The 22722-nt window shown below is 73.1% G+C and carries 20 protein-coding genes and 1 other RNA gene; 8 read left to right on the plus strand and 13 right to left on the minus strand.

The genetic code is table 11. The annotated features are described in order from the left end of the window. Window positions 1-80: 80 nt before the first annotated feature. Together ACRYR2_RS03865 and ACRYR2_RS03870 are read right to left on the minus strand one after the other, a co-directional pair. Complete coding sequence (locus ACRYR2_RS03865) at window positions 81-545, minus strand: GNAT family N-acetyltransferase (protein WP_432561507.1); 465 nt, start codon at window positions 543-545, stop codon at window positions 81-83. Next, window positions 542-1759 carry an MFS transporter gene (locus tag ACRYR2_RS03870; protein WP_432561508.1) on the minus strand — a complete coding sequence of 406 codons (1218 nt, stop codon included), beginning with the start codon at window positions 1757-1759 and terminating at the stop codon, window positions 542-544. The genes ACRYR2_RS03865 and ACRYR2_RS03870 overlap by 4 nt, the downstream gene beginning before the upstream one ends. 216 nt (window positions 1760-1975) lie before the next feature. On the opposite strand from ACRYR2_RS03870, the gene ACRYR2_RS03875 reads away from it, so the two are divergent. Further along, on the plus strand, window positions 1976-3517 hold the full coding sequence (locus tag ACRYR2_RS03875; protein ID WP_432561509.1) for an apiosidase-like domain-containing protein: 1542 nt from the start codon (window positions 1976-1978) through the stop codon (window positions 3515-3517). Between the two features lies 1 nt (window position 3518). Here ACRYR2_RS03875 and ACRYR2_RS03880 read toward each other — a convergent pair whose 3' ends face one another. Then, window positions 3519-5081 carry an alanine/glycine:cation symporter family protein gene (locus tag ACRYR2_RS03880; protein ID WP_432561510.1) on the minus strand — a complete coding sequence of 521 codons (1563 nt, stop codon included), beginning with the start codon at window positions 5079-5081 and terminating at the stop codon, window positions 3519-3521. A 78-nt stretch (window positions 5082-5159) separates the two neighbouring features. Next, window positions 5160-6794 (minus strand): ABC-F family ATP-binding cassette domain-containing protein, encoded by a 1635-nt coding sequence (locus tag ACRYR2_RS03885; protein WP_432561511.1) that lies wholly within the window; start codon window positions 6792-6794, stop codon window positions 5160-5162. 33 nt (window positions 6795-6827) lie between these two features. On the opposite strand from ACRYR2_RS03885, the gene ACRYR2_RS03890 reads away from it, so the two are divergent. The 5 genes from ACRYR2_RS03890 to ACRYR2_RS03910 all read left to right on the plus strand — a co-directional run bounded on the left by ACRYR2_RS03890 (window position 6828) and on the right by ACRYR2_RS03910 (window position 11512). Beyond that, the gene (locus ACRYR2_RS03890; RefSeq protein WP_432561512.1) at window positions 6828-7592 is read left to right on the plus strand and encodes a class I SAM-dependent methyltransferase; all 765 of its coding nucleotides are present in this window, start codon (window positions 6828-6830) and stop codon (window positions 7590-7592) included. A 98-nt stretch (window positions 7593-7690) separates the two neighbouring features. Then, the gene (locus ACRYR2_RS03895) at window positions 7691-8029 is read left to right on the plus strand and encodes a hypothetical protein (protein ID WP_432561513.1); all 339 of its coding nucleotides are present in this window, start codon (window positions 7691-7693) and stop codon (window positions 8027-8029) included. Window positions 8030-8088: 59 nt separating this feature from the next. Further along, the gene (locus ACRYR2_RS03900) at window positions 8089-9777 is read left to right on the plus strand and encodes an NAD(P)/FAD-dependent oxidoreductase (protein WP_432561514.1); all 1689 of its coding nucleotides are present in this window, start codon (window positions 8089-8091) and stop codon (window positions 9775-9777) included. Between the two features lie 20 nt (window positions 9778-9797). Continuing rightward, entirely contained in the window at window positions 9798-11165 is a 1368-nt protein-coding gene (locus ACRYR2_RS03905) for an ATP-binding protein (RefSeq protein WP_432561515.1), read from the plus strand. After that, entirely contained in the window at window positions 11162-11512 is a 351-nt protein-coding gene (locus ACRYR2_RS03910; protein WP_432561516.1) for a UBP-type zinc finger domain-containing protein, read from the plus strand. The genes ACRYR2_RS03905 and ACRYR2_RS03910 overlap by 4 nt, the downstream gene beginning before the upstream one ends. A 3-nt stretch (window positions 11513-11515) precedes the next feature. On the opposite strand, the gene ACRYR2_RS03915 is transcribed toward ACRYR2_RS03910, so the two are convergent. Continuing rightward, on the minus strand, window positions 11516-12949 hold the full coding sequence (locus tag ACRYR2_RS03915; RefSeq protein ID WP_432561517.1) for a GntP family permease: 1434 nt from the start codon (window positions 12947-12949) through the stop codon (window positions 11516-11518). A 129-nt stretch (window positions 12950-13078) separates the two neighbouring features. Here ACRYR2_RS03915 and ACRYR2_RS03920 point away from each other — a divergent pair, with 129 nt between their 5' ends. Further along, window positions 13079-13219, plus strand: a complete 141-nt coding sequence (locus tag ACRYR2_RS03920) for a hypothetical protein (RefSeq protein ID WP_432561518.1) — start codon at window positions 13079-13081, stop codon at window positions 13217-13219. Here ACRYR2_RS03920 and ACRYR2_RS03925 read toward each other — a convergent pair. Beyond that, on the minus strand, window positions 13185-13766 hold the full coding sequence (locus ACRYR2_RS03925) for a hypothetical protein (RefSeq protein ID WP_432561519.1): 582 nt from the start codon (window positions 13764-13766) through the stop codon (window positions 13185-13187). The genes ACRYR2_RS03920 and ACRYR2_RS03925 overlap by 35 nt on opposite strands. A gap of 55 nt (window positions 13767-13821) precedes the next feature. Between ACRYR2_RS03925 and ACRYR2_RS03930 the strand changes: the two genes are divergently transcribed. Further along, a complete protein-coding gene (locus ACRYR2_RS03930; protein ID WP_432561520.1) occupies window positions 13822-15096 on the plus strand; it encodes a uracil-xanthine permease family protein in 1275 nt (424 codons plus the stop codon). Here the strand turns inward: ACRYR2_RS03930 and ACRYR2_RS03935 are convergent. The 7 genes from ACRYR2_RS03935 to ffs form a co-directional block, all read right to left on the minus strand. Next, window positions 15089-16096: a potassium channel family protein gene (locus ACRYR2_RS03935; protein WP_432561521.1), complete on the minus strand. Its 1008-nt coding sequence runs from the start codon at window positions 16094-16096 to the stop codon at window positions 15089-15091. The genes ACRYR2_RS03930 and ACRYR2_RS03935 overlap by 8 nt on opposite strands. 369 nt (window positions 16097-16465) lie before the next feature. After that, on the minus strand, window positions 16466-17539 hold the full coding sequence (locus ACRYR2_RS03940; RefSeq protein WP_432561522.1) for an aspartate-semialdehyde dehydrogenase: 1074 nt from the start codon (window positions 17537-17539) through the stop codon (window positions 16466-16468). Next, the gene (locus ACRYR2_RS03945; RefSeq protein ID WP_432561523.1) at window positions 17536-18828 is read right to left on the minus strand and encodes an aspartate kinase; all 1293 of its coding nucleotides are present in this window, start codon (window positions 18826-18828) and stop codon (window positions 17536-17538) included. The genes ACRYR2_RS03940 and ACRYR2_RS03945 overlap by 4 nt, the downstream gene beginning before the upstream one ends. An 82-nt stretch (window positions 18829-18910) precedes the next feature. After that, entirely contained in the window at window positions 18911-19504 is a 594-nt protein-coding gene (locus ACRYR2_RS03950) for a DUF5063 domain-containing protein (protein ID WP_432561524.1), read from the minus strand. Further along, window positions 19497-20096, minus strand: coding sequence for a recombination mediator RecR (recR, locus tag ACRYR2_RS03955; protein WP_432561525.1), 600 nt, complete (start codon window positions 20094-20096; stop codon window positions 19497-19499). The genes ACRYR2_RS03950 and recR overlap by 8 nt, the downstream gene beginning before the upstream one ends. Window positions 20097-20143: 47 nt before the next feature. Then, window positions 20144-22330, minus strand: coding sequence for a DNA polymerase III subunit gamma and tau (locus tag ACRYR2_RS03960; protein ID WP_432561526.1), 2187 nt, complete (start codon window positions 22328-22330; stop codon window positions 20144-20146). A gap of 186 nt (window positions 22331-22516) precedes the next feature. After that, an RNA gene (ffs, locus tag ACRYR2_RS03965) (signal recognition particle sRNA small type) lies at window positions 22517-22613 on the minus strand. Window positions 22614-22722: the final 109 nt, after the last annotated feature.

Consider the following 22722-nt stretch of genomic DNA (forward strand, 5'->3'; position numbering starts at 1 on the left):
GGATTCAGCATCGCCGATCAAGGATTCAACGGCGAGTCGAATCCTTGATCGACGATGCTGAATCCTTGATCGCGGGGTGGTCAGAGGGGTTTGGTGTAGCAGACGCTGAGCGGGCTGTCGGCCCACGGCCCGAAGTTCTGCGCCGAGCGCGCGTACCCCAGCGCCTCGTACAGCGCCATCGCCTCGGGCTGCTTCGTCCCGGTCTCCAGGCGCACCAGCCGCGCGCCGGCGTCCCGGGCGGACGCCTCGTAGGCGGCCACCAGCGCCCGGGCCACCCCGCGCCCCCGGAAGCGTTCGTGCACGAAGACCCGCTTCATCTCGACCGTGGCCACCCACCCCGGCTCGTCGACGTCCTCGCGGGCGATGCACCCGGCCGGCTCGCCGTCCACCACGGCGACGTGGCAGACGGCGGCGGGGTCCAGCGGGTACTCGTCGTCGGGTTCACCGGGCTCGCGGTAGCGCCGGTTGAGCTCGGCGACCGCCGCCTCGACCAGGGCGTCGAGGTCGGGATCGCCGAGCTTCCGTTCGTGGATCTGGAAGGTCACCCGCCCACGGTGTCACGCACCTGGCGGCGCCGCTGCGAGGGGAGCGCGGCCACGAGCGGGTCGATCGGCGCGCGGCCGTTCTTGTCGACGCGGGTGGCCTCGGCCAGGATCAGCAGGCCCAGCAGGGCCAGGACCAGGGCGACCAGCGCGGGGGAGGCGTACCCGAACCCGGCGTCGATGACGAGGCCGCCGAGGAAGGCGCCCATCGCGTTGCCGATGTTGAACGCGGCCTGCATCGCGGCCGAGGCCATCGACGCCCCACCGCCGGCGGCCAGGATGCCGCGGGTCTGGATCGGCGCCGACATGACGAACCCGACGAAGGCGAACAGGAACACCCCGGCCGCCGCGACGACCCCGCTGTCCGCGAACAGGAACAGCAGGCCGAAGACGACCATCTGGGCGACGAACCCGGCCGCCAGCGTCCGGTACGGACGCCAGTCGGCCAGCCGGCCGCCGACGAGGTTGCCCAGCGTCGCGCCCAGGCCGAACAGCACCAGCACCCAGGAGACCGACCCCTCGGAGAACCCGGCGACGTCGGTCAGCAGCGGCGAGACGTAGCTGAGGACCGTGAACAGGCTGGCGAAGCCGACGGTCGTGATGAGCAGCGTCCACCACACCTGGCGGCGGCGGAACGCGGCGAACTCCGAGCGCAGCGAGCCCGTACGGGTCTCCACCTCCGGCACGATCGCCAGGATCGAGGCGATCGTCACCAGGCCGATGACCCCCACGAGCGCGAACGTCAGCCGCCAGCCCAGCTGCTGACCCACGTACGTGCCGGCCGGGACGCCGACGACGTTCGCGACGGTCAGCCCCGTGAAGACCAGCGCGAGAGCCTGGCCCTGCCGGCCCGCCGGGGCGATCTTGCGGGCCACGACGGCCGAGGCGCCGAAGAACGCCCCGTGCCCCAGGCCCGACAGGAACCGGGCGCCGACGAGGGTCTCGAAGCTGGGGGCGAGCGAGGTCGCGGCGTGGCCGAGGACGAACAGCACCATGAGGCCCGTCAGGACCTTCTTGCGCGCCCAGGAGTGGGTGAGGGCGGTGAGCGTCGGGGCGCCCACGACGACACCGAGCGCGTAGGCCGTGATCAGCCAGCCGCCGGTGGCGATGGACACGTCGAAGGTGTCGGCCATCTGCGGCAGCAGGCCCATGGCGACGAACTCGGTGGTTCCGATCGCGAAGGCGCCGATGGCGAGGGCCAGGAGGGCGAGAGGCACGGGCGTTCTTCCTCTGGAGCGGAGTGTGCGGGGGACTTCGAGCAGAGCGCCGTGGCCTGTCGACACCTCGATCATCGCGGTCGGTCCGGCCGTTGTTCCAACCGAACGGGGCTTCGCCCCGGAATCGTTGCCGGACAGGTGGTCCCGGGCGTGGCGAGATCACCTCACGGAGCCCTCAGCGAGCTGCGTGACCGCGCCGACCGGCACACTGCGGTCGTGACGACACCGTGGTCCCCGATCGAGCTGACCCTCACCGCGGAACGGGCGCACCCCGACCCGTACACCGGGGTCGACGTCGACGTGACGTTCACGCACACCTCGGGCCGGGTCGTGCGGCGCCCGGCGTTCTGGGACGGCGGGACGACCTGGCGGGTCCGGTTCGCCTCCCCCGGTCCGACGGGGCGGTGGTCGTGGACGTCGTCGGCGTCCGTCCCCGACGCAGGGCTCGCCGCCTCCGGGTCGCTGGTGGTCGAGGGGGCGGGCCGGGGGGTGTTCGGCCGGCACGGTTTCTGGCGCACCTCGGACGAGGGCCGGCACCTCGTCCACGCCGACGGCACCCCGGCGTTCCTGGTCGGCGACACGGCCTGGGCGCTGCCCTGGCGCGCCACCCTCGAGCAGGCCGAGGTCTACGCCGCCGACCGCGCCGCCAAGGGGTTCAACGCGGTGCTGCTCATGAGCGTCCAACCCGACACCGGCGCTCGCGGGCCGCAGGACCGCACGGCCGACGAGGGTTTCGCCGTCGCCTTCGACGACCTGCCCGACGGGACGCTGCGCCGGCTGCGGCCGGACTACTTCCAGTACCTCGACGCTCTGGCCGAGGTGCTGGCGCGCCACGGGCTGGTCCCGGTCTGGCAGCCGGTGTTCCAGGGGTTCGGCTGGAAGGGGCTGAGGACGGCCGGTGCGCTCGTCCCGCCGGTGGACTACGCGCGCTACTGCCGCTACCTCGTCGCCCGCTACGGCGCCCGGCCGGCCGTGTGGCTCGTCGGGGCCGACCGGTTCGGCACCGAGCCGCAGGTGCTCGCCGGTGGCCGGGAGGTCCAGGCGTGCGACGACTACGCCCAGCCCACCGGCATCCACTACAGCCCGTTCGCGGACAACCGTGCCCACCAGGACGCCGACTGGCTCGACTTCCAGTGGTGCCAGACCGGTCACCTCGGTGACCACGTCCCCGAACGTGTCGCCGACATGGCCCGCAACCGGCCCGCCAAGGCCGTCGCCAACGGTGAGCCGTCCTACGAGAACACCCGGCGCACGGGGTTCGCGGCCGGCTGGTGGCAGGGGCACGAGGCGTGGAGCAACTTCTGCGCCGGCGCCACGATGGGTGTCGTCTACGGGGCGGGCAGCCTGTGGCAGTGGCAGTTGCACCCCTCGGAGGAGGGACAGTCGCCGAGGTTCTCGGCACCCGGGGCGGGCTGGCGCGAGGCCCTCGACTTCGAGGGCTCGCGCTACCCGGGCGTGCTGAACCGCGTGCTGCACGGGTTGCCGTTCACCGGCGCCCGGCCGGACTGGTCGCGGACGGCCAACCCCCGCAACGTGCTCGTGCCGGGCGTGTTCTTCCTGGCCTACTGCCACGACGGGGGCGACCTGCGCATCGCGTTCCCCGACGGCGTCCCGCGCACCTACCGGGTCGTCGACCCCCGCACCGGTGAGGTGCTGGCGCGAGGGGAGCTGGGGGAGGACCACACCGTCCCCGACCCCGGTGGGGCGCCGCGCGTCGTGGTGTTCTGCGACGACTTCACGGGGTCGGGGATCGGGTGACCTACCCGATGAGCTGCTCGGCCTCGCGTTCCAGCGTTCCGTCGGCGCGCTTGGCCAGGTAGTCGCGCACCTCGGCCTTGACGACGGGGGCGAGCAGGTACAGGCCCAGGATGTTCACCAGGGCGCAGACGAACAGCATCGCGTCGGCCAGGTCCAGGACCGAACCGAAGGTGAGCACGGTGCCCAGGACGGTGAACAGGCAGTAGACGACCTTGAAGGTCAGCTCGCTGCCCCGGCTGCGGCCGAAGAAGTGGCACCACGCCTTCTGGCTGTAGTAGGCCCAGGTGATCAGGGTGGAGAAGGCGAACAGCGCGACGGCGAACGCCAGCACGTACGGGAACCACGGGATGACCGTCGCGAACGCGTCGGAGGTCAGGACGACCCCGTCGGCGCCCGTCTCCCCGGTCGAGGCGACCTCGGCGCGGGCGTCCAGCCAGCTCTGCGGCTGGGCGATGATGATGGTCAACGCCGTCATGGTGCAGATGACGACGGTGTCGCAGAACGGTTCGAGCAGGGCGACGAACCCCTCCGACACCGGGTGCTTGGTCTTGACCGCCGAGTGTGCGGTCGCGGCCGACCCGACCCCGGCCTCGTTGGAGAACGCCGCACGCTGGAAACCGACGATGAGGGCGCCCAGGACCCCACCGGCGACCCCCTCGGGGGCGAAGGCGCCGGTGAAGATCGACCCGACGGCGGCCGGGACGAGGTTCGCGTTGCCGACGATGACGATCAAGCAGGCGGTGACGTAGAGGATCGCCATGGCCGGGACCAGCTTGGAGGTCACCTTGCCGATCGAGGTGATGCCGCCCAGGATCACCGCGCCGACCAGGACGGCCAGCACGATGCCGAACACGAAGGCGGCGCCGGAGGAGGCCAGCGGCGAGTCGTCGCCGCCGGTGATGTTCACGAACTGGGCGTAGGTCTGGTTGGCCTGGAACATGTTCCCGCCGGCCACGCCGAAGAAGAAGATCGCCACGGCGAAGACGCCGGTCAGCACCACCCCGACCCAGGTCACCTTCAACTTGGCGAACGCGACCCTGAGGTAGCGGAACGGGCCGCCGGTGACGGTCCCGTCCTCGTGGATCTCGCGGTACTTCACCCCCAGGGTGCACTCGGTGAACTTCGTCGCCATCCCCAGCAACCCGCAGCAGATCATCCAGAACGTCGCCCCGGGGCCGCCGATGCTGACCGCGACGGCCACCCCGGCGATGTTCCCGAGGCCGACGGTCCCGGACAGGGCACTGGTCAGGGCCTGGAAGTGGCTGACCTCGCCGGGGTCGTCGTCGCGGCCGAACTTGCCCCGCACCACCTGCACGGCGACCTTGAACCCGCGGATCTGGACGAAGCCGAAGTAGACGGTGAAGACGATCCCGGCCAGGACGAGCCAGCCGACGATCAGCGGGAACCCGGTGCCGGCGACGGGCACCTGGTAGAAGATCACGCTCGAGACCGCCTCGGTGACGGGGGCGACGACACCGTCGATGGTGTCCTCGATCTCGGCCAGCGTTCCGGAGTCGGTCTCGGCGGTCGTGGCCGGCAGGGCGGCGAGGGCTGGACTGGACATCTCCCGTGGGTAGCGCTTCCGGACTGCGGCGGCAACCGCTACCCGCGGTGCCGGCCCAGATGTCACCGGACCGAGACGCTAGAGCTCGCGCACGCGCCCGTCCTCCACGACGAGCCGCCGCGTCACCTGCACGGCCTCCAGCAACCGGCGGTCGTGGCTGACCAGCAGCAGCGTCCCGCGGTAGCTCGCCAGCGCCTCCTCCAGCTGCTCGATGGCGGGCAGGTCGAGGTGGTTGGTGGGTTCGTCCAGGACCAGCAGGTTCACCCCGCGCGCCTGCAGCAGCGCCAGCGCCGCGCGGGTGCGTTCACCCGGCGACAGGCTCGCGGCGCTGCGGCCCACGTGGTGGGCGCCGAGGCCGAACTTGGCCAGCAGCGTCCGCACCTCCGCGTCGGGCTGGTCCGGGACCTCGTCGCCGAACGCGCGCGCGAGCGTCCGCTCGTCCAGGAACGCCCCGCGGGCCTGGTCGATCTCCCCGACCTGCACGCCCGAACCCGTGACCGCCGTGCCGCTGTCGGGTTCGACGCGGCCCAGCAGCAGGTTCAGCAACGTCGACTTGCCGGCCCCGTTCGGGCCCGTCACCGCGACCCGGTCACCGGCGTCGACCGCCAGGTCCACCGGACCGAGCGTGAACCCCCCACGTCGCACGACGGCCTCGCGCAGCGTCGCGACGACCGATCCCGACCGCGGCGCGGCCGCGATCGACATCTGCAGCTTCCACTCCTTGCGGGGTTCCTCGACGACCTCGAGCCGTTCGATCATCCGGTCGGTCTGCCGGGCCTTGGCGGCCTGCTTCTCGCTGCCCTCGCGCATCTTGGCGCGGATGTTCTTGTCCGGGTCGCCCTTGCGGACGGCGTTGCGCACACCCTGGGCCATCCAGCCGCGCTGCATCCGCGCCCGGTCCTCCAGGCCTGACCTCGTCTCGGCGTACTCGTCGTAGGCCTCGCGGGCGTGCCGGCGCTGCACCTCGCGCTCGGCCAGGAACGCCTCGTACCCGCCGCCGACGACCCGCACCAGCTGCTGGGCCAGGTCCAGTTCCACGACGCGGTCCACGGTGCGGGCGAGGAACTCGCGGTCGTGGCTGACGACGACGGCCGGCGCGCGCAGCCCGGTGACGAAGCGCTCCAGGCGGGCCAGGCCGTCCAGGTCGAGGTCGTTGGTGGGCTCGTCGAGCAGGAAGACGTCGTAGCGCGACAGCAGCAGCGCCGCCAGGCCCGCCCGCGCGGCCTGCCCGCCGGACAGCGACGTCATGTGGGCGTCGGCCGACACCGTCAGGCCCAGGTCGGCGAGGACCTCCTCGCGCCGTTCGTCGAGGTCGGCACCGCCGAGGTTCAGCCAGCGGTCCAGGGCGTCGGCGTAGCGGTCGTCCGCGCCCCCGGCCCCCTCGGCGAGTTCGGCTGCGGCGGAGTCCATCTCCTCCTGCGCAGCCGTCACGCCCGTGCGGCGGCCGAGGAACTGCGCCACCGTCTCACCCGGCCGGCGGTCCGGTTCCTGCGGCAGGTAGCCGACGGTCGCGGTCGGCGGGGACAGTGAGACCGTGCCCGTCTCGGGCCGGTCCAGCCCCGCCATGAGCTTGAGCAGCGTCGACTTCCCGGCCCCGTTGGCCCCCACGAGGCCGACGACGTCGCCCGGGGCGACGACGAGGTCCAGGCCGGAGAACAACGCCCTCGTTCCGTGGGCGGCGGACAGGTCCTTGGCGACGAGGGTGGCACTCACGTCCCCATTCTCGCCCCGCGGCAGGATGGGGCCGTGACGCACGACGGGAACCACGACGGGGACCACGACGGCGCAGCGCACGCCCGCTCCTTCGGCGCCGCCGCCGGCGCCTACGCCCGCGCGCGCCCGGGGTACCCCGACGACGCCGTCGACTTCCTCGTCGGCGGCGCCCGCCGGGTCCTCGACCTCGGCGCCGGAACCGGCAAGTTCACCGCCTCCCTCGTCGCCCGCGGGATCGACGTCGTCGCCGTCGAACCCTCGACGCGGATGCTGGCCGAACTCACCGCGACGCTGGACGTCGAGGCGCACGAGGGCAGCGCGGAGGCGACGGGACTGCCGGACGCCTCGGTCGACGCCGTCGTCGTGGCGCAGGCCTGGCACTGGGTCGACCCGGCGCGCGCGGTGCCGGAGGTCGCGCGGGTGCTGCGGCCGGGCGGAACCCTCGGGCTGGTCTGGAACGTGCGCGACGAGTCGGTGGACTGGGTGGCCCGGGTCTGGGCGGTCGCCCAGCGCGGCAGCGAGTACGAGATGCGCGCCAGCGCCGAGTCCGTCGGCGCGCCGTTCGGGCCCGGCGAGGTCTTCACGACGCGGTTCCAGCACCTCACCGACCGCGCGGGGATCCTCGACCTCGTGGCCTCGCGCAGCTACGTCATCGTGCTGCCGCAGGAGGAGAAGGCCGAGCTGCTGGCCGAGGTGGGACGGCTCCTGGACGCCGACTTCCCCGGGGAGCGCGAGATCCGCCTGCCCTACCTGACGCACTGCACGCGGTTCACGCTGCCCTCGTCGGCGGACCACTAGATACCCCGAACGCCCTGCGGATCACCGCCGGTCACGGCAGACTCGCCCCCGGTGCCGGGGGGCACCGCAGAGGAAGCACCGAGCCGGGGGGCCGCAGCATGACCGTCGCGAAGTTCGAGGGCCCCGGGAAGGACCGGGGGGTGGTCGGTCCGGCGCCGGGCGGCTCCAGGCGTGAGCTCGCCGCCGTCGCGCTGTCCGTCCTGTGGCCCGGGTTCGGGCACGCCTTCCTGGGCCGGACGACGCCGGCCGTCGGGTTCGGCGCCACGCAGGTGCTGCTCGTGGTGCTCATGGTCCTGCCCTGGACGTGGCGCCTCGGCGTCCTGGCGTGGGCCGTGCTCGTCGTGGCCGCGGCGACCTCGGCCTGGGTGTCGGCCTCGCGCTCGGCGCGCGCCGTCCGGGCATCCGTCGACCGACTGCTCCCGGACCGGACCCCTTGACCTGACCCCTTGACCTGACCCCTTGACCTGACCGGGGTGGCCTGGAAGCTTCCCGACCCGTGGAGAACACACGGGTGCGCCCGGTGCTGCTGACCGTCGACGACGACCCCGCCGTCTCGCGGGCCGTCGCGCGGGACCTGCGCCGCCGCTACGGCCAGGAGTACCGGGTCCTGCGGGCCGAGTCCGGGGCCGAGGCGCTCGGCGCGGTGCGCGAGGTCAAGCTGCGCGGGGAGCCGGTGGCCGCCGTCCTGGCCGACTACCGGATGCCGCAGATGGACGGCGTGGAACTCCTGGAGTCCGTGATGGACCTGTTCCCGCGCGCCCGGCGCGTCCTGCTGACGGCCTACGCCGACACCTCCGCCGCGATCCGGGCCATCAACGACGTCGACCTGGACCACTACCTGCTCAAGCCGTGGGACCCGCCGGAGGAGAAGCTCTACCCGGTCCTGGACGAGCTGCTCGCCCGCTGGCAGGCCGAGCCGGTCCGGCCACCGGACGAGGTCGTCGTCATCGGCGACCGCTGGTCGGCGCGCTCGTTCGCGGTGCGGGACTTCCTGGCGCGCAACGAGGTCCCGTACCGCTGGCTGCTGGCCGGGCAACCCGAGGCCGACCGGTTGCTGGCCGCGATGCCGACCGGAGGGGGTACCGCGCGGCTGCCCGTGGTGCTCGCGCCGGGAGCGGGGGAGGGGCCGGAGGTGCTCGTCGACCCCGACGACACCACGCTGGCCGACCGGGTCGGCCTGACCACCCGCCCGCAACGCGACTTCTACGACCTGGCCATCGTCGGCGGTGGCCCGGCGGGGCTGGGCGCGGCCGTCTACGGCGCCTCGGAGGGGTTGCGGACGGTCCTCGTCGAGGAGCACGCCACCGGTGGGCAGGCCGGGCAGAGTTCGCGCATCGAGAACTACCTCGGGTTCCCCGACGGCCTGTCCGGTGCGCAGCTGGCCGACCGGGCCCGCCGTCAGGTCGCCCGGTTCGGGGCCGAGACGCTCTCGGCGCGCACCGTCACCGGACTGGAGGCGGCCGGTGGCACCCGCGTCGTCCGGTTCGGCGACGGGACGAGCCTGGCCGCGCACACCGTGCTGCTGGCCACGGGCGTCTCCTACCGCACGCTCGAGGGACCCGGCCTGGCCGAGTTCACCGGCCGCGGCGTCTACTACGGCGCCGCGCTCAGCGAGGTGTCCTCGTGCGCCGACCAGGACGTGTTCGTCGTCGGCGGTGCGAACTCGGCCGGTCAGTCGGCGGTCAACCTCGCCCGGTCGGCGAAGTCGGTGACGATGCTCGTGCGGGGGCCGTCGCTGCGGGCGTCGATGTCGGCCTACCTGATCGAGCAGCTCGAGGCGCTGGACAACGTCGAGGTCGTGACGTGCACCGAGGTCGTGGGGGCGGCGGGAACCGAGCACCTGGAGTCGATCCGCCTGCAGGACAGGCAGAGCGGGGCCGAGCGGGAGGTGCCGGCCCGGTTCGTGTTCGTCTTCATCGGCGCGGCTCCGCGCACCGGGTGGCTCGACGGTTCCGTGCAACGCGACGCGCGGGGCTTCGTCCTGGCCGGGCCCGACCTCGACTGCGAGGGCGACCGGCCGCCGGGGTGGACGCTGGAGCGCGCGCCCTACCACCTGGAGACCTCGATGCCGGGGGTGTTCGTGGCCGGCGACGCCCGGGCCGAGTCGGTCAAACGCGTCGCCTCGGCCGTCGGGGAGGGGGCGATGGCCGTCATGCTCGTCCACCGCTACCTCGCGCAGCAGTGAGCGCGGCGGGGAGCGCGGCGGTGACACCGGACGAGCTGAGGACCCTGTTCCTCTTCGAGGCGCTGTCGGACGACCAGCTGGGGAAACTGGCGGCCTCCGGCGACGTCGTCGAGGCCGAACCCGGCTGGCTGTACCGCGAGGGTGAGGCCGCGAAGTGCTTCTACGTCCTGCTGACCGGGGCGGTGGCCCTGCACCACCGCGGCGGGGGCGACGACCTGGAGGTCGGCCGCACCCGGCAGCGCGGCGCCTACGCCGGGGCGTGGGAGGCCTACATGGGCGAGGCCGCGCCCGAGGGGTACACCTCCTCGCTGCGGGTCCTGGAGCCGTCGACGTTCTTCGTGCTGCCCGCCGCGAAGTTCGGCCGGGTGGTGCGGGAGTGGTTCCCGATGGCGGTGCACCTGCTCGAAGGCGTGCGGATCGGTCTGGCGGAGACGCAGCAGCTGGCCAGCGCCCGCGACCGGCTGCTGGCGCTGGGCTCGCTGACCGCGGGCCTGACCCACGAACTGGGCAACCCGGCCGCGGCGCTGGCGCGCACCCTGGCGCAGCTGCAGGAGGGGCTGGCCGCGGTCGAGGTGGCCGTCGCCCGGCTGGTGCCGGGGCTGCCGGCCGTCCCACGACGTGGACCCGTCGCGGTGCCGACCGAACCGCTGGGACGGGCCGAGGCGGAGGACGCGGTGCTGGACGTGCTCGAGGAGCACGACGTCGACGGTGACCTCGCCGCCGTCCTCGTCGAGCAGGGGTTCGGCCCGGACGACCTCGCGCTGGAACCGCCCGAGGCGGTCGCCTGGTTCGCCCGCAGCGTCGAGGTGCGTTCACTCGTCGCCGAGGCCGCGGCGGCCTCGGCCCGGATCAGCACGCTGCTGGCCTCGGCGGGGAACTACGCCCAGCTGGACCGGGCCCCCGAACGCTGGGTGGACGTCCGCGAACTGCTCGACGCCGCGATCTCGATGCTGGGCGCCGGGGCGGGCCGGGCGGCGGGGACGTCCCGGATCGTCACCGACTACGCCGACGTCCCGCAGGTCCTCGGCCACACCGGCGAACTCACCCAGGTGTGGACGAACCTGCTCGACAACGCCCTCGACGCCCTCGACGCCCTCGGCACCACCGGGGCCGGTGGCGGCACCGTGACGGTGCGGGTGCGTCCCGACGACGGCGGGGTGTGCGTGGAGGTGGCCGACGACGGCCCGGGCATCCCCGCCGACCTGCTGCCGCGCGTCTTCGAGCCGTTCGTCACGACCAAGGACGTCGGGCAGGGCACCGGGCTGGGGCTGGACATCGCCTGGCGGGTCGTCGTGCACCGTCACCACGGCCGGCTGAACGTCACGAGCGAACCCGGGAACACCGTGTTCCGGGTGTGGTTGCCGACCGATCCCCAGGAGGACCAGTGACAGACCTCGTCGATCCCGCCGCGGCCCCCAGCGGTCCCGGCTGCGCCGACTGCGACAGCGCGCAGCCGCAGGGCTGGTGGTTCCACCTGCGGCGCTGCGCGGCGTGCGGGCACGTGGGGTGCTGCGACTCCTCACCCGGCCAGCACGCCCGCGGGCACGCCACGGCCAGCGGGCACAGCGTCGTGCGCAGCTACGAACCGGGGGAGGGCTGGTTCTACGACTTCGCCACCGACGAGACGTTCGCCTCCGGTCCCGACCTCGCACCCCCGCTGCACCGCCCCGCCGACCAGCCCGCCCCGGGGCCGCGCGGACGCGTCCCCGGGAACTGGGTCAGCCTGTTGCACTGAGGGTCAGGAGACGATGGCGTAGAGGATCCAGACCAGGCCGAACGCCATGAACCCGATGCCGGTGGAGACCACGCTCCAGGTCTTCAGCGTCGTCGCGGTGCTCAGCCCCAGGAACCGGCCCACGAGCCAGAACCCCGAGTCGTTGACGTGCGAGAAGGTGATCGCACCGGCGGCCAGGGCCACCGTCAGGCACGCCAGCTGCAGGGCGGACAGCGACCCGTCCGCGGCGACGGCAGGAGCCAGCAGGCCGGCCGCCGTCGTGCCGGCGACCGTGGCCGATCCCTGGGCGATGCGCAGCGCGACGGCGATGAGGAAGCCGGCGACGATGAGCGGCAGTCCCGCGGCGTCGAGTTCGGCGGCGAGCGCGCCGCCGATCCCGGTGTCGGTGAGCACGCGGCCGAACATGCCACCGGCGCCGGTGATCAGGATGATCGAGCAGACCGGGGCCAGCGCGTCGTCGACGACGTCCTCGAGGCGTCCCCCGACCTTGCCGCGGTTGGGGCGGACGACGAGCAGCAGCATCGCCAGCAGGCTCGTGATGAGCAGCGCGATCGGCGTCGCGCCGATGAGCTGCAGCACCACCACCAGGGCGTTGTCCTCGTCGACGCCGTAGTTCGTCACGGCGGTGTTGGACGCCGTACCGCCGAAGATGAGGACCAGAGGCAGCAGCAGCACCAGGAGGATGACCCCGAAGCTGGGCCGGGGCTGGTCACCGCCGTCGTTCGGGCGGCCGAGCAGTTCGGGGACCGGGAGGAAGTCGGTGCGCTTGGCCAGGAAGTACGCGAGGCGGTAACCCATGACGTACCAGGTGGGCAGGGCCACGACCATGCCGACCAGCAGCACGAGACCGACGTCGGCGCCGAGCAGGCTGGAGGCCGCGACCGGTCCGGGGTGCGGAGGCACCAGCGCGTGCATGGTGAGGAAGGCGCCGGCTGCCGGCAGCGCGTAGAGCATGAGCGAACCGCCGAGCCGTCGCGCGACGGTGTAGATGATCGGCAGCATGACGACGAACCCGGCGTCGAGGAAGATGGGGAAGCCGTAGAACAGCGACGCGACCGACAGCGCCAGGGGCGCGCGCCTCTCGCCGAACCGGGCCACGAGGGTGTCGGCCAGCACCCGGGCGCCACCGGAGATCTCGACGATGCGCCCCAGCACGGCGCCGAAGCCGACGAGGAGCGCGACGGTCGACAACGTGTTGCCGAAGCCGCCGGTGAGGGTGCTGACGAGGTCGGCGGCCGGGATGCCGGCGACGATCGCGGTCAGCAGGCTGACGATGACCAGGGCGTAGAAGGCGTGCAGCTTGACCTTGATGATGAGGACGAGCAGCACGGCGATCGCGACGACGGCCGTGATCAGCAGGAAGGGCGTCGACCGCGTCGTCTCGACGGCGGTCGCGGTGGCGAACGCGGCCGTAGCGGCGGGGGCGCTGGCGAACATCTGTGGTGGGCCTCTCCTCGGCGAGTGGTGCGCGACGCGACCCTACGTCCCGTTCCCGGTCCGACATCGAGCGGCTGGGTCGTGCCCGGACGGGCGGTGCGCCCGGCGCCCGGCGCTTAGGGTCGGGGCATGAAGTGGGTGCTGGTCCTCATCGTCCTCGTCGTCGTGACCGTTGTCCTGGCGCGCAAGTTGCGCGGTTCCCGGGCGTCGCTGCGGGACGCGGATCCCCGCAAGCTCAGGGACGAGTTCCGGAGGAACTCCGGGGACTGAGCCCCAGCAGCACCAGGGCCACCGCCGAGCCGGTGGTGCCCAGCACCATGTCGCCGAGGGTGTCCTCGTAGGCCGTGGCGAGTTCGGTGCCGTGCCGGATGAACGTGTACCACTCACCCACCTCCCACAGCAGGGCCAGCAGTGCGCCGCCACCCACGGCGGTCACGGCGCGGGCCCACCGCGGCCGCACGTCGCGCAGCCGCAGCACGATCCCCAGCCCCAGCGTCAGCAGGCACCAGTTGAGGAAGTGCAGGGCGTCGTCCCACCACACGACGGTGTCGTACAGGTCCAGCGTGTTGCCGGTGACGTCCACGCAGAACGGCAGCACCACCAGCGTGAACCCGGCCCACGGGACCGACCGCGATCCCCGGTGCGTCGCCAGCCAGATCGCCGGCACGAGCAGCATCATCAGCGGGTAGAGGACCAGCCGTGCCCCGAACGCCTTGCCGGCGAACTGCGGCAGGTCCCGCGCGAACGTCGCGACGAGCAGCTGCCCGACGGTCGCGACCAGCACGAGTACCGCAGGTGTCCACCGGGGTGCGCGCATCCCCTTAGTCTTCCGCGGGGTCCGACACGGGTCGGCCGGGACGAGGGGAACGCGCATGGCGGGTACGGGCTGGCGGCTGCACGGCGACGGACGGTCCGTCCGGCCGGGTGAGGTGGTCGCCCCCGACGAACGGCTGGCGTGGCCGCGGACCGTCGGGATCGGTCTGCAGCACGTCGTGGCGATGTTCGGGTCGACGGTCCTCGTTCCCGCCCTCACCGGGTTCCCGGTCGCCACCACGCTGTTCTTCTCCGCCGTCGGCACGGCGCTGTTCCTGCTCGTCACCCGCAACCGGCTGCCCAGCTACCTGGGCTCCTCCTTCGCGTTCATCGCGCCGATCCTGGGCAGCTCGGCGGGGTCGGCGACCGGCGGGATCCTCGTGACGGGGCTGCTGCTCGCGGTCGTGGGCCTCGTCGTGCACCTCGCGGGGTCGCGGTGGATCGACCTGGTCATGCCGCCCGTGGTGACCGGCACGATCGTCGCCCTCATCGGCCTGAACCTCGCGCCGGCGGCGTGGGGGACGACCGAGGACTCCGGGTTCCGCGCCGACCCGGTGACGGGCGTCATCACGTTGCTGGCGATCGCGCTGACCAGCGTGCTGTTCCGCGGACTGCTGGGCCGGCTGTCGATCCTCGTCGGCGTCGTCGTCGGGTACGTCGTCGCGGCCGCGCGCGGGCTGGTGTCGTTCGAGGCCGTGGAGAGCGCGGCCTGGTTCGGGCTGCCCACGTTCACCGCCCCGCACGTGGACGTCTCCGACCTCGCGCTGTTCCTGCCCGTCGTCTTCGTCCTGGTCGCCGAGAACGTCGGCCACGTGAAGTCGGTCGCCGCGATGACCGGCCGGGACATGGACCCGCTCGCCGGTCGCGCGCTGTTCGCCGACGGCCTGGCCACGACCCTGGCCGGTCTCGGCGGCGGGTCCGGGACGACGACCTACGCGGAGAACATCGGCGTCATGGCCGCCACGAAGGTGTACTCCACGGCCGCCTACTGGGTGGCCGCCGTGACCGCGCTGGTGCTGTCGTTCTCGCCGAAGTTCGGTGCGCTGATCGGCTCGATCCCGGCCGGTGTCCTGGGTGGGGCGGCGACGTTGCTGTACGGGATGATCGGCATCCTCGGCGCTCGCATCTGGGTGCAGAACAAGGTCGACTTCTCCGACCCGGTGAACCTCACGACGGCCGCCGTCGCCCTCATCGTCGGCATCGCGAACTACACGTTCACCACCAGCGGCGGGCTGTCGTTCGAGGGGATCGCGCTCGGCACGGTCGCCGCGATCGGCATCCACCACCTCATGCGCGTCGTCGGCCGCGCCCGGGGGACCACCGCGGTCAGCTGACCGGGCCGGTGACGTGCAGCACCCGGTCCCCGGCCTGCAGCGCGCTCACCTCGTGGAAGCGCAGGACGCGCCCCTCGCGCACCACCGCGAGCACCGGCACGTCGAGGGTGCCCGGCGCCCGTCCGACCTCCTCGGGCCGGACGGGCCGGTCCTGCAGGTCCAGCCCGGTGCCGAACGAGACCAGGTCCTCCACGACCTCCACCGAGGCGGGGCTTCCGGCGGCCAGCCCCAGCAGCCGCCCCGACGTCTCCGACGTCACCACGACGGAGTCCGCCCCGGACTGCCGCAGCAGGTCGGCGTGCTCGACCTCGCGGGCCGTGGCCACGACGGTGGCGTGCGAGTTGAGCCGGCGCAGCGCGAGCGTGGCCAGGATCGCGGTGTCGTCGCGGTCGACGGCCACGACGACGGTGCGGGCCCGCTCGGCCAGCGCGATGCCGAAGGTGTCCGAGCGCGTCACGTCCCCCGTCACCGACAGGTAGCCGTCACGGGCGGCGTCGGCCGTGGCGGCGGGCTGGCGGTCGACGACGAGGATGCGGTCGGCCGGCGTCCCCTTGAGCCGCAGCTCCCGCACCGCGTTGCGGCCCTTCGTGCCGTAGCCCAGGACGATGACGTGGTCGCGCATGCGTGCCCTCCACCGCGCGAGGCGGATCTCCTTGCGGGAGCGCTCGGTGAGCGCGTGGATGGTGGTGCCGACGAGGATGACGACGAACAGGATCCGCACCGGCGTCACGAACAGCGCGTTGACGAGGCGGGCGCTGTCGGTCACCGGGACGATGTCGCCGTAACCGGTCGTCGAGAGCGTGACGGTCGTGTAGTACAGCGCGTCCAGCGCCGAGAGGTGGCCGTCGGCCCCGTCGCGGTAGCCGCCGCGTTCGAGCCACACCACCCCCCAGCACAGCAGGACCAGCAGCAGCGCCAGCCCGAAGCGCAGTGCGATGGCGCGCAGCGGCGGCACCGGGCGCCCCAGGGGCAGGCGCAGGCGTGCGTCACGTTCGGCCACGGTCCGAGTCTGCTGGATCACCGTCCGTCCGCCACCCAGCCCCCGCGCCCGCACCCATCGGTGTCACCACGTGGAGTGAGCCGTGGGTGTCCCGATCCGGTCGCCTGGACGACGTCCTGGGGACACCCACGGGTTCACTCAGGGGTCGTCGGCCGGCTGCGCCGTCCAACGGTGCAGCTCGGTGGCGACGTGGTGCTCGAGGGTGATCGTCGGGGCTGTTCAGCCGGGGACGAACGCGTCCTCGCCGGCCCGGACGGCGTGCTCCTGCCCGCGTGCCGGCACGGGGTTCCGACACCGGGCCCGAGGTGTCCACAGGACGGCGAAGGGCCCGCCCGGACATCCGGACGGGCCCTTCGGGCGTGCGAGTTCTCAGGCGGTCAGTTCCGCCGCGACGAGCTCGGCGATCTGCGCGGTGTTCAGCGCAGCGCCCTTGCGGAGGTTGTCGCCGCAGATGAACAGGTCGAGCGTGTTCGGGAAGTCCAGCGCCTGCCGGATGCGGCCCACGACGGTCGGGTCGCCGCCGACGGTGCCGGCCGGGGTCGGGAAGACGCCGTGGGCGAGGTCGTCCTGGACGTCGACGCTCGGCGCCGCCTCCAGGGCCGCGGTGGCCTCGGCCACCGTGATCGGCCGCGCGAACGTCGCGTGGACGGCGAGGGAGTGCGTGGTCTGCACCGGCACGCGCACGCAGGTCGCCGAGACCTTCAGGTCCGGGATCCCGAGGATCTTGCGGGACTCGTTGCGGACCTTCAGCTCCTCGCTGGTCCAGCCGTCGTCCTTCAGCGACCCCGCGACGGGGATGACGTTGAGCGCGAGGTGGGTCTGGAACGGGGAGTCGTCGCCGAGCTTCTCGCTGATGGCCCTGGCGGTGTCGCCGGCCTTCGAGCCCAGCGTGCGCTGACCCGCGATCACCTCGATCTCGTCGTACAGCCGGTCCACGCCGGGCTGACCCGCGCCGGAGGCGGCCTGGTAGCTGGCGACGACGAGTTCGGTGAGCTGCCACTCCTCGTGCAGCGCGCCGAGGGCGTCCATCATCGTCAGCGTCGTGCAGTTGGGGTTGGCGATGATCCCCTTGGGGCGGTTGCGCGCGGCGGTGCCGTTGACCTCCGGCACGACGAGGGGAACCTCGTCGTCCATGCGGAACGCGCCGGAGTTGTCGACGGCGACGGCGCCGCGCTCGGCGGCGATGGGCGCCCAGACCGCGGAGACCTCGTCGGGGACGTCGAACATCGCGACGTCGACGCCGTCGAAGACCTCGGGGGTGAGCTCCTGCACGACGACGTCCTCGCCGCGCACCTGCAGGACCTTGCCGGCCGAGCGGGCCGAGGCGACGAGGCGGATCTCGCCCCAGACGTCGGGACGCTCGGACAGGATGCCGAGCATCACGGTGCCGACGGCGCCGGTGGCGCCGACGACGGCCAGGGTGGGCTTGCGGGTTTCGCTCATCGTCCGGTTCCTCCGTAGACCACGGCTTCGGCTTCGGCGTCCAGACCGAACGCGGTGTGCACGGCGCGCACGGCGTCGTCGAGCTGGTCGGCGCGGGTGACGACGGAGACGCGGATCTCCGAGGTCGAGATCATCTCCATGTTGATGTTCTTGCTGCCCAGGGCGTCGAAGAACGTGGCCGAGACGCCCGGGTGCGAGCGCATCCCGACGCCGATGAGCGAGACCTTGCCGATCTGGTCGTCGTACTCCAGGCGCTCGAAGCCGATCGCGGCCTTGACCTTCTCCAGCGCGGCCGTCGCCGTGGCGCCCTCGGCCTTGGGGAGGGTGAAGGAGACGTCGGTGCGGCCCGAGGCCCCCACCGAGACGTTCTGCACGATCATGTCGATGTTGATCTCGGCCTGCGCGACGGCCTTGAAGATCGCGGCCGCGGTGCCCGGGTTGTCCGGGACCCCGACGACGGTGATCTTGGCTTCGCTGCGGTCGTGCGCGACGCCGGAGATGATCGGCTGTTCCACGGGTTCCTCCGAGGCGTTCTGACTCAGGTCGGCGGGGATGGGGGAGTCGGTGACCCAGGTCCCCTCGTGCGGGCTGAACGAGCTGCGGACGTGGATCGGCAGGTCGTAGTTCCGGGCGTACTCCACGCAGCGGAGCATGAGGATCTTGGCGCCGCAGGCCGCCATCTCCAGCATCTCCTCGCTGGCGATGCGGCTGATCTTGCGGGCGGACGGCACGATGCGCGGGTCGGCGGTGAACACGCCGTCGACGTCGGTGTAGATCTCGCAGACGTCGGCCTTCAGCGCCGCGGCCAGCGCGACGGCGGTGGTGTCCGATCCGCCGCGGCCCAGGGTGGTGATGTCCTTGGTGTCCTGGGACACGCCCTGGAAGCCGGCGACGATCGCGATCGCCCCCTCGTCCAGCGCCGAGCGGATGCGGCCGGGGGTGACGTCGATGATGCGCGCCTTGCCGTGCACGGAGTCGGTGATGACCCCGGCCTGGGAGCCGGTGAAGGAGCGCGCCTCCAGGCCCAGGTTCGAGATCGCCATGGCCAGCACGGCCATCGAGATCCGCTCGCCGGAGGTCAGCAGCATGTCCAGCTCGCGCGCGGGCGGCAGCGGGCTGACCTGCTCGGCGAGGTCGATGAGCTCGTCGGTGGTGTCGCCCATGGCCGAGACCACCACGACGACCTCGTGGCCGGCGCGCTTGGTCGCGGCGATGCGCTTCGCGACGCGCTTGATGCCGTCGGCATCAGCGACCGAGGAACCGCCGAACTTCTGCACCACGAGAGCCACGACGAGCGATTCTACGGAGTCCCGGCGGGTGCTCCGGGCCGTGCTCAACCGCGCGCGGGACGGCTGGGCAACGTGTCCAGTCTCAGGGGTGCAGAGCGTCGAACTCCGCGTCCGAGGCGGTCTCGGGGTCGACGTCCAGGCGCAGGTGGGCCAGCAGCGACTGCAGCACGCGCAGCGCCGCGGTGGCCCGCAGGCCCCACGAGGACAGGTAGGAGAACTGCCACCACCACAGGGCCTCGCTGATGTCGCCGCGCTCGTGGTGGCGCAGGCCGTGCTCGAGGTCGGCGGCCACGGAGGCGAGGTCGTCGGACAGGGCGCCGCGCACGAGCTTGGCGTTGGTCAGCGGGTCCACGACGTCGGCGTAGTCGTCCAGGCCGTCCAGGACGTTCGCCAGCCCCGCGCGGACGGGGTCGACGTCGGGGTCGGGCCCGGCGTCGGGTTCGTAGCGGCGGGCCGGCACGACGTCGTCGACCGCCCCGAGGCGGGCGCCGGTGACCAGCGCCTGGCTGACGGCCAGCAGCAGCACCGACAGCGCGGTGGAGTCCATCCGGCCGGTGGCGACCTCGGTCACCGTGGACAGGTAGGCGCGGGCCTCGGCGGCCGTCGTGGCGGCGAGCTCGGCGAGCTCGTCGCCGACCGGTTCCACGCTGCCCCGCCTCGTGCCGTCCTCATCCATCGAGGGACCTCCGTCCAGCGAACGCTCGTCCAAGGGTCACTTCGTCTGCGTACTCGAGGTCACCGCCCACGGGCAGGCCCGAGGCGAGCCGGGTGACCTTCAGGCCCATCGGTTTGAGCAGCCGGGCGAGGTAGGTGGCCGTGGCCTCGCCCTCCAGGTTCGGATCCGTCGCGATGATGGTCTCGGTGACCTGCCCGTCGGACAACCGGGACAGCAGTTCGCGCATCCGCAGGTCGTCGGGGCCGATGCCCTCCATGGGGCTGATCGCGCCGCCGAGGACGTGGTAGCGACCGCGGAACTCCCGGGTCCGCTCGATGGCGACGACGTCCTTGGACTCCTCCACCACGCAGATGACGCTGGGGTCCCGGCGCGGGTCGCGGCACACCCGGCACAGCTGCTCCTGGGCGACGTTCCCGCAGACCTCGCAGAACCGGACCCGGCTCTTGACCTCGGTGAGGACGTCGGCGAGGCGCTTCACGTCGGCCGCGTCGGCGGCCAGGAGGTGGAAGGCGATGCGCTGCGCGCTCTTCGGGCCCACGCCAGGCAGCCGTCCGAGCTCGTCGATCAGGTCCTGGACGACTCCTTCGTACACGCGACGAGCCTACGTGCCCGTCACGACACGGGCTGTCACGCGGGCGCTCACTCGTCGGTGGACAGGACCTTCCCGCCGAGGATCTGCTCGACCACGGCGATGCCGACGAGGGTGGAGTCCTCGGCGTCCTCGTCGTCGCGGCTGGGGGTGTCCTCAGCCAGCGACGGGGCAGGTGAGGGGGCCGCCGGTCCGGGTGGAGGCGGGGCGGTCACCACCCGGCGGCTGGGGCGGGACAACTGCTCCTCGCCCGGGTCGTCGATCGGTTCCTCGGGCGGCGGGACGTCGGCGTAGTAGTCGTTCCCGGCCGCCGCCGGGCGCGAGGGTGCGGACGGCGCCGGTGTGGACCGCGCGGCGGGGGCGTGGCCGACCGGGTCCTGACGCTGCACGGCCTGGCGGGCGGCCTGCTGCGGTGTCTGCTGCGGGGACGCCTGCTGCTGGGGTGCCTGCTGCGGTGCCGGGCCGGGTGCCGGGGCCTGGCGCTGCGGTTCGGCGGGCTGCTGGCGAGCGGGCGTGGACCATCCGCCGCGGGAGGGCCGCGACTGGTTGCCCCGGGCCGGGCCGGGATCGCCGCCGCCCGCGGCCTGGACCTTGGCCTCGATGCCGGTGACCTCGAACAGCGCCTCGGCCACGAACCCCGCGTCGTTGCCGCGGGCGAAGCGGGCGGCCAGCGCCGGCGTCTTGAACTGCAGGGTCAGCACGCCGCCGCGCACGTCCGCGACGGTGGCGTTCTCGGCGACCAGCGACCAGGTCAGGCGCTTGATCGTGAACAGCTTGCTCAGGACGTCGGTCCAGAGCCGGCGGACCGTCTCGGCGTCGCCGCCGGCCGTGGGTGCCGACGGCGGCGGGGCCACGGCCTGCACCGGCTGGACGGTGGGCACCTCGGGGGGCGCGGGACGGCCGCGGGGCGCCTCGGTGCCGGGCGTGCGGGCGGCCGGCCAGCCACCGGCCGCCGGTTCCGGGGCGGGGTCGGTGGGGGTGGGAGTCGGGGCGGGCTGCGGGGCGGGTTCGGGTGCCCGCTCCGGGGCGGCCTGCGCAGGGGCGGCGTGCGCCGGTGCTGCGACCGGGATCGGGGCTCCACCGGCACCCAGGCGGCGTTCGATGCGGTCCAGGCGCGTGCCCAGACCGCCGTCGGCGTCGGCGCCGGGCAGCAGCAGCCGCGCGCAGAGCAGTTCGAGCTGCAGCCGCGGCGAGGTGGCTCCCGTCATCTGCTCCAGCCCGGCCGCGACCACGTCGGCGGCACGGGACAGCTCGGCGCGGCCGAGGTGCGCAGCCTGGGCCTTGAGCCGTTCCAGGGCGTCCTCGGGGACGGCGAGCGCGTCGCCGGCCGACTCGCCGACGGCGGCGACGATGACGAGGTCGCGCAGCCGCTGGAGCAGGTCGTCGGCGAAGCGGCGCGGCTCCTGGCCGGTGTCGACGACGCGTTCGACGGCGCGGAAGACCGTCGCGCCGTCACCCGCGGCGATGGCCTCGACCACGTCGTCGAGCAGCGAGGCGTGGGTGTACCCGAGCAGCGCGACGGCGAGGTCGTAGGTGACGCCGTCGTCGCCGGCGCCGGCGATGAGCTGGTCGAGCACGGACAGGGTGTCGCGGACCGATCCGCCGCCGGCGCGCACGACCAGCGGCAGGACGCCCTTGCCGATGGCGACGCCCTCGCGTTCGGCCAGTTCACCGAGGTAGGTCGTCAGCTGGCCCGGCGGGACCAGCCGGAAGGGGTAGTGGTGGGTGCGCGAGCGGATGGTGGTGAGGACCTTGTCCGGCTCGGTCGTGGCGAAGACGAACTTCACGTGCGGCGGCGGTTCCTCGACGGTCTTGAGCAGCGCGTTGAAGCCCTGCGGGGAGACCATGTGCGCCTCGTCGAGGATGTAGACCTTGAAACGGTCGCGGGCCGGGGCGAAGGACACCCGTTCGCGCAGGTCGCGGGCGTCGTCGACGCCGTTGTGGCTGGCCGCGTCGATCTCGACGACGTCGATGCTGCCGGGCCCGCCGTTGGCCAGGTCCCGGCACGAGTCGCACTGCCCGCACGGTGTCGGCGTCGGCCCCTGCGCGCAGTTCAGGCAGCGGGCCAGGATGCGCGCGCTCGTCGTCTTGCCGCACCCGCGCGGTCCGGAGAACAGGTAGGCGTGCGTGACGCGCCCCTTGGCGAGTGCCTGCATGAGGGGGGCGGTGACGTGTTCCTGGCCGATGACCTCGGAGAAGGCCTCGGGCCGGTAGCGGCGGTACAGCGCGGTCGTCACGTGCCCGAGGCTAACCCGCCCCCCGGACACGAAGAACCGCACGGGAGAAGCGCTGTGGGCACGTGCGAGAGCCCCGGTGAGGCGACCGCCGGCGGTGACCGGCTACGACGGCGGAGCAGGAAGAGGGGCCGCTCGGGTGTGCGCTCGACGCGAACACCGTGGCCCCCTCGCCCTGCGAGCCAGGAGAAGAGGGACCCCCCGCACACCCGCCAGAGCCCACCTACCCTTGCTGCCTTCCGGCCCTGGGGGGGTTCAGCGGGATGACGCCGTACGAGGGGTCTGCCGCCACTGTACGAGACGCTCCGGGGTGGGTCCAACCGCGGCCCGCGCGGGGGGTCGTTCGTGCGGCGGGTCGGGGATCCGGTGGGGGTCCGGTCGGAAGCACTGGTCAC

It is taken from the genome of Kineococcus deserti (assembly GCF_050871945.1).
Lineage (GTDB): Bacteria > Actinomycetota > Actinomycetes > Actinomycetales > Kineococcaceae > Kineococcus.

Bases quoted from the DNA above. Each gene is read 5' to 3' on its own strand.
- ACRYR2_RS03880 (WP_432561510.1), bottom strand. From the start codon at position 5,081: ATGTCCAGTCCAGCCCTCGCCGCCCTGCCGGCCACGACCGCCGAGACC.
- ACRYR2_RS03895 (WP_432561513.1), top strand. From the start codon at position 7,691: ATGACCGTCGCGAAGTTCGAGGGCCCCGGGAAGGACCGGGGGGTGGTC.
- ACRYR2_RS03915 (WP_432561517.1), bottom strand. From the start codon at position 12,949: ATGTTCGCCAGCGCCCCCGCCGCTACGGCCGCGTTCGCCACCGCGACC.
- ACRYR2_RS03920 (WP_432561518.1), top strand. From the start codon at position 13,079: ATGAAGTGGGTGCTGGTCCTCATCGTCCTCGTCGTCGTGACCGTTGTC.
- ACRYR2_RS03925 (WP_432561519.1), bottom strand. From the start codon at position 13,766: ATGCGCGCACCCCGGTGGACACCTGCGGTACTCGTGCTGGTCGCGACC.
- ACRYR2_RS03930 (WP_432561520.1), top strand. From the start codon at position 13,822: ATGGCGGGTACGGGCTGGCGGCTGCACGGCGACGGACGGTCCGTCCGG.
- ACRYR2_RS03940 (WP_432561522.1), bottom strand. From the start codon at position 17,539: ATGAGCGAAACCCGCAAGCCCACCCTGGCCGTCGTCGGCGCCACCGGC.
- ACRYR2_RS03950 (WP_432561524.1), bottom strand. From the start codon at position 19,504: ATGGATGAGGACGGCACGAGGCGGGGCAGCGTGGAACCGGTCGGCGAC.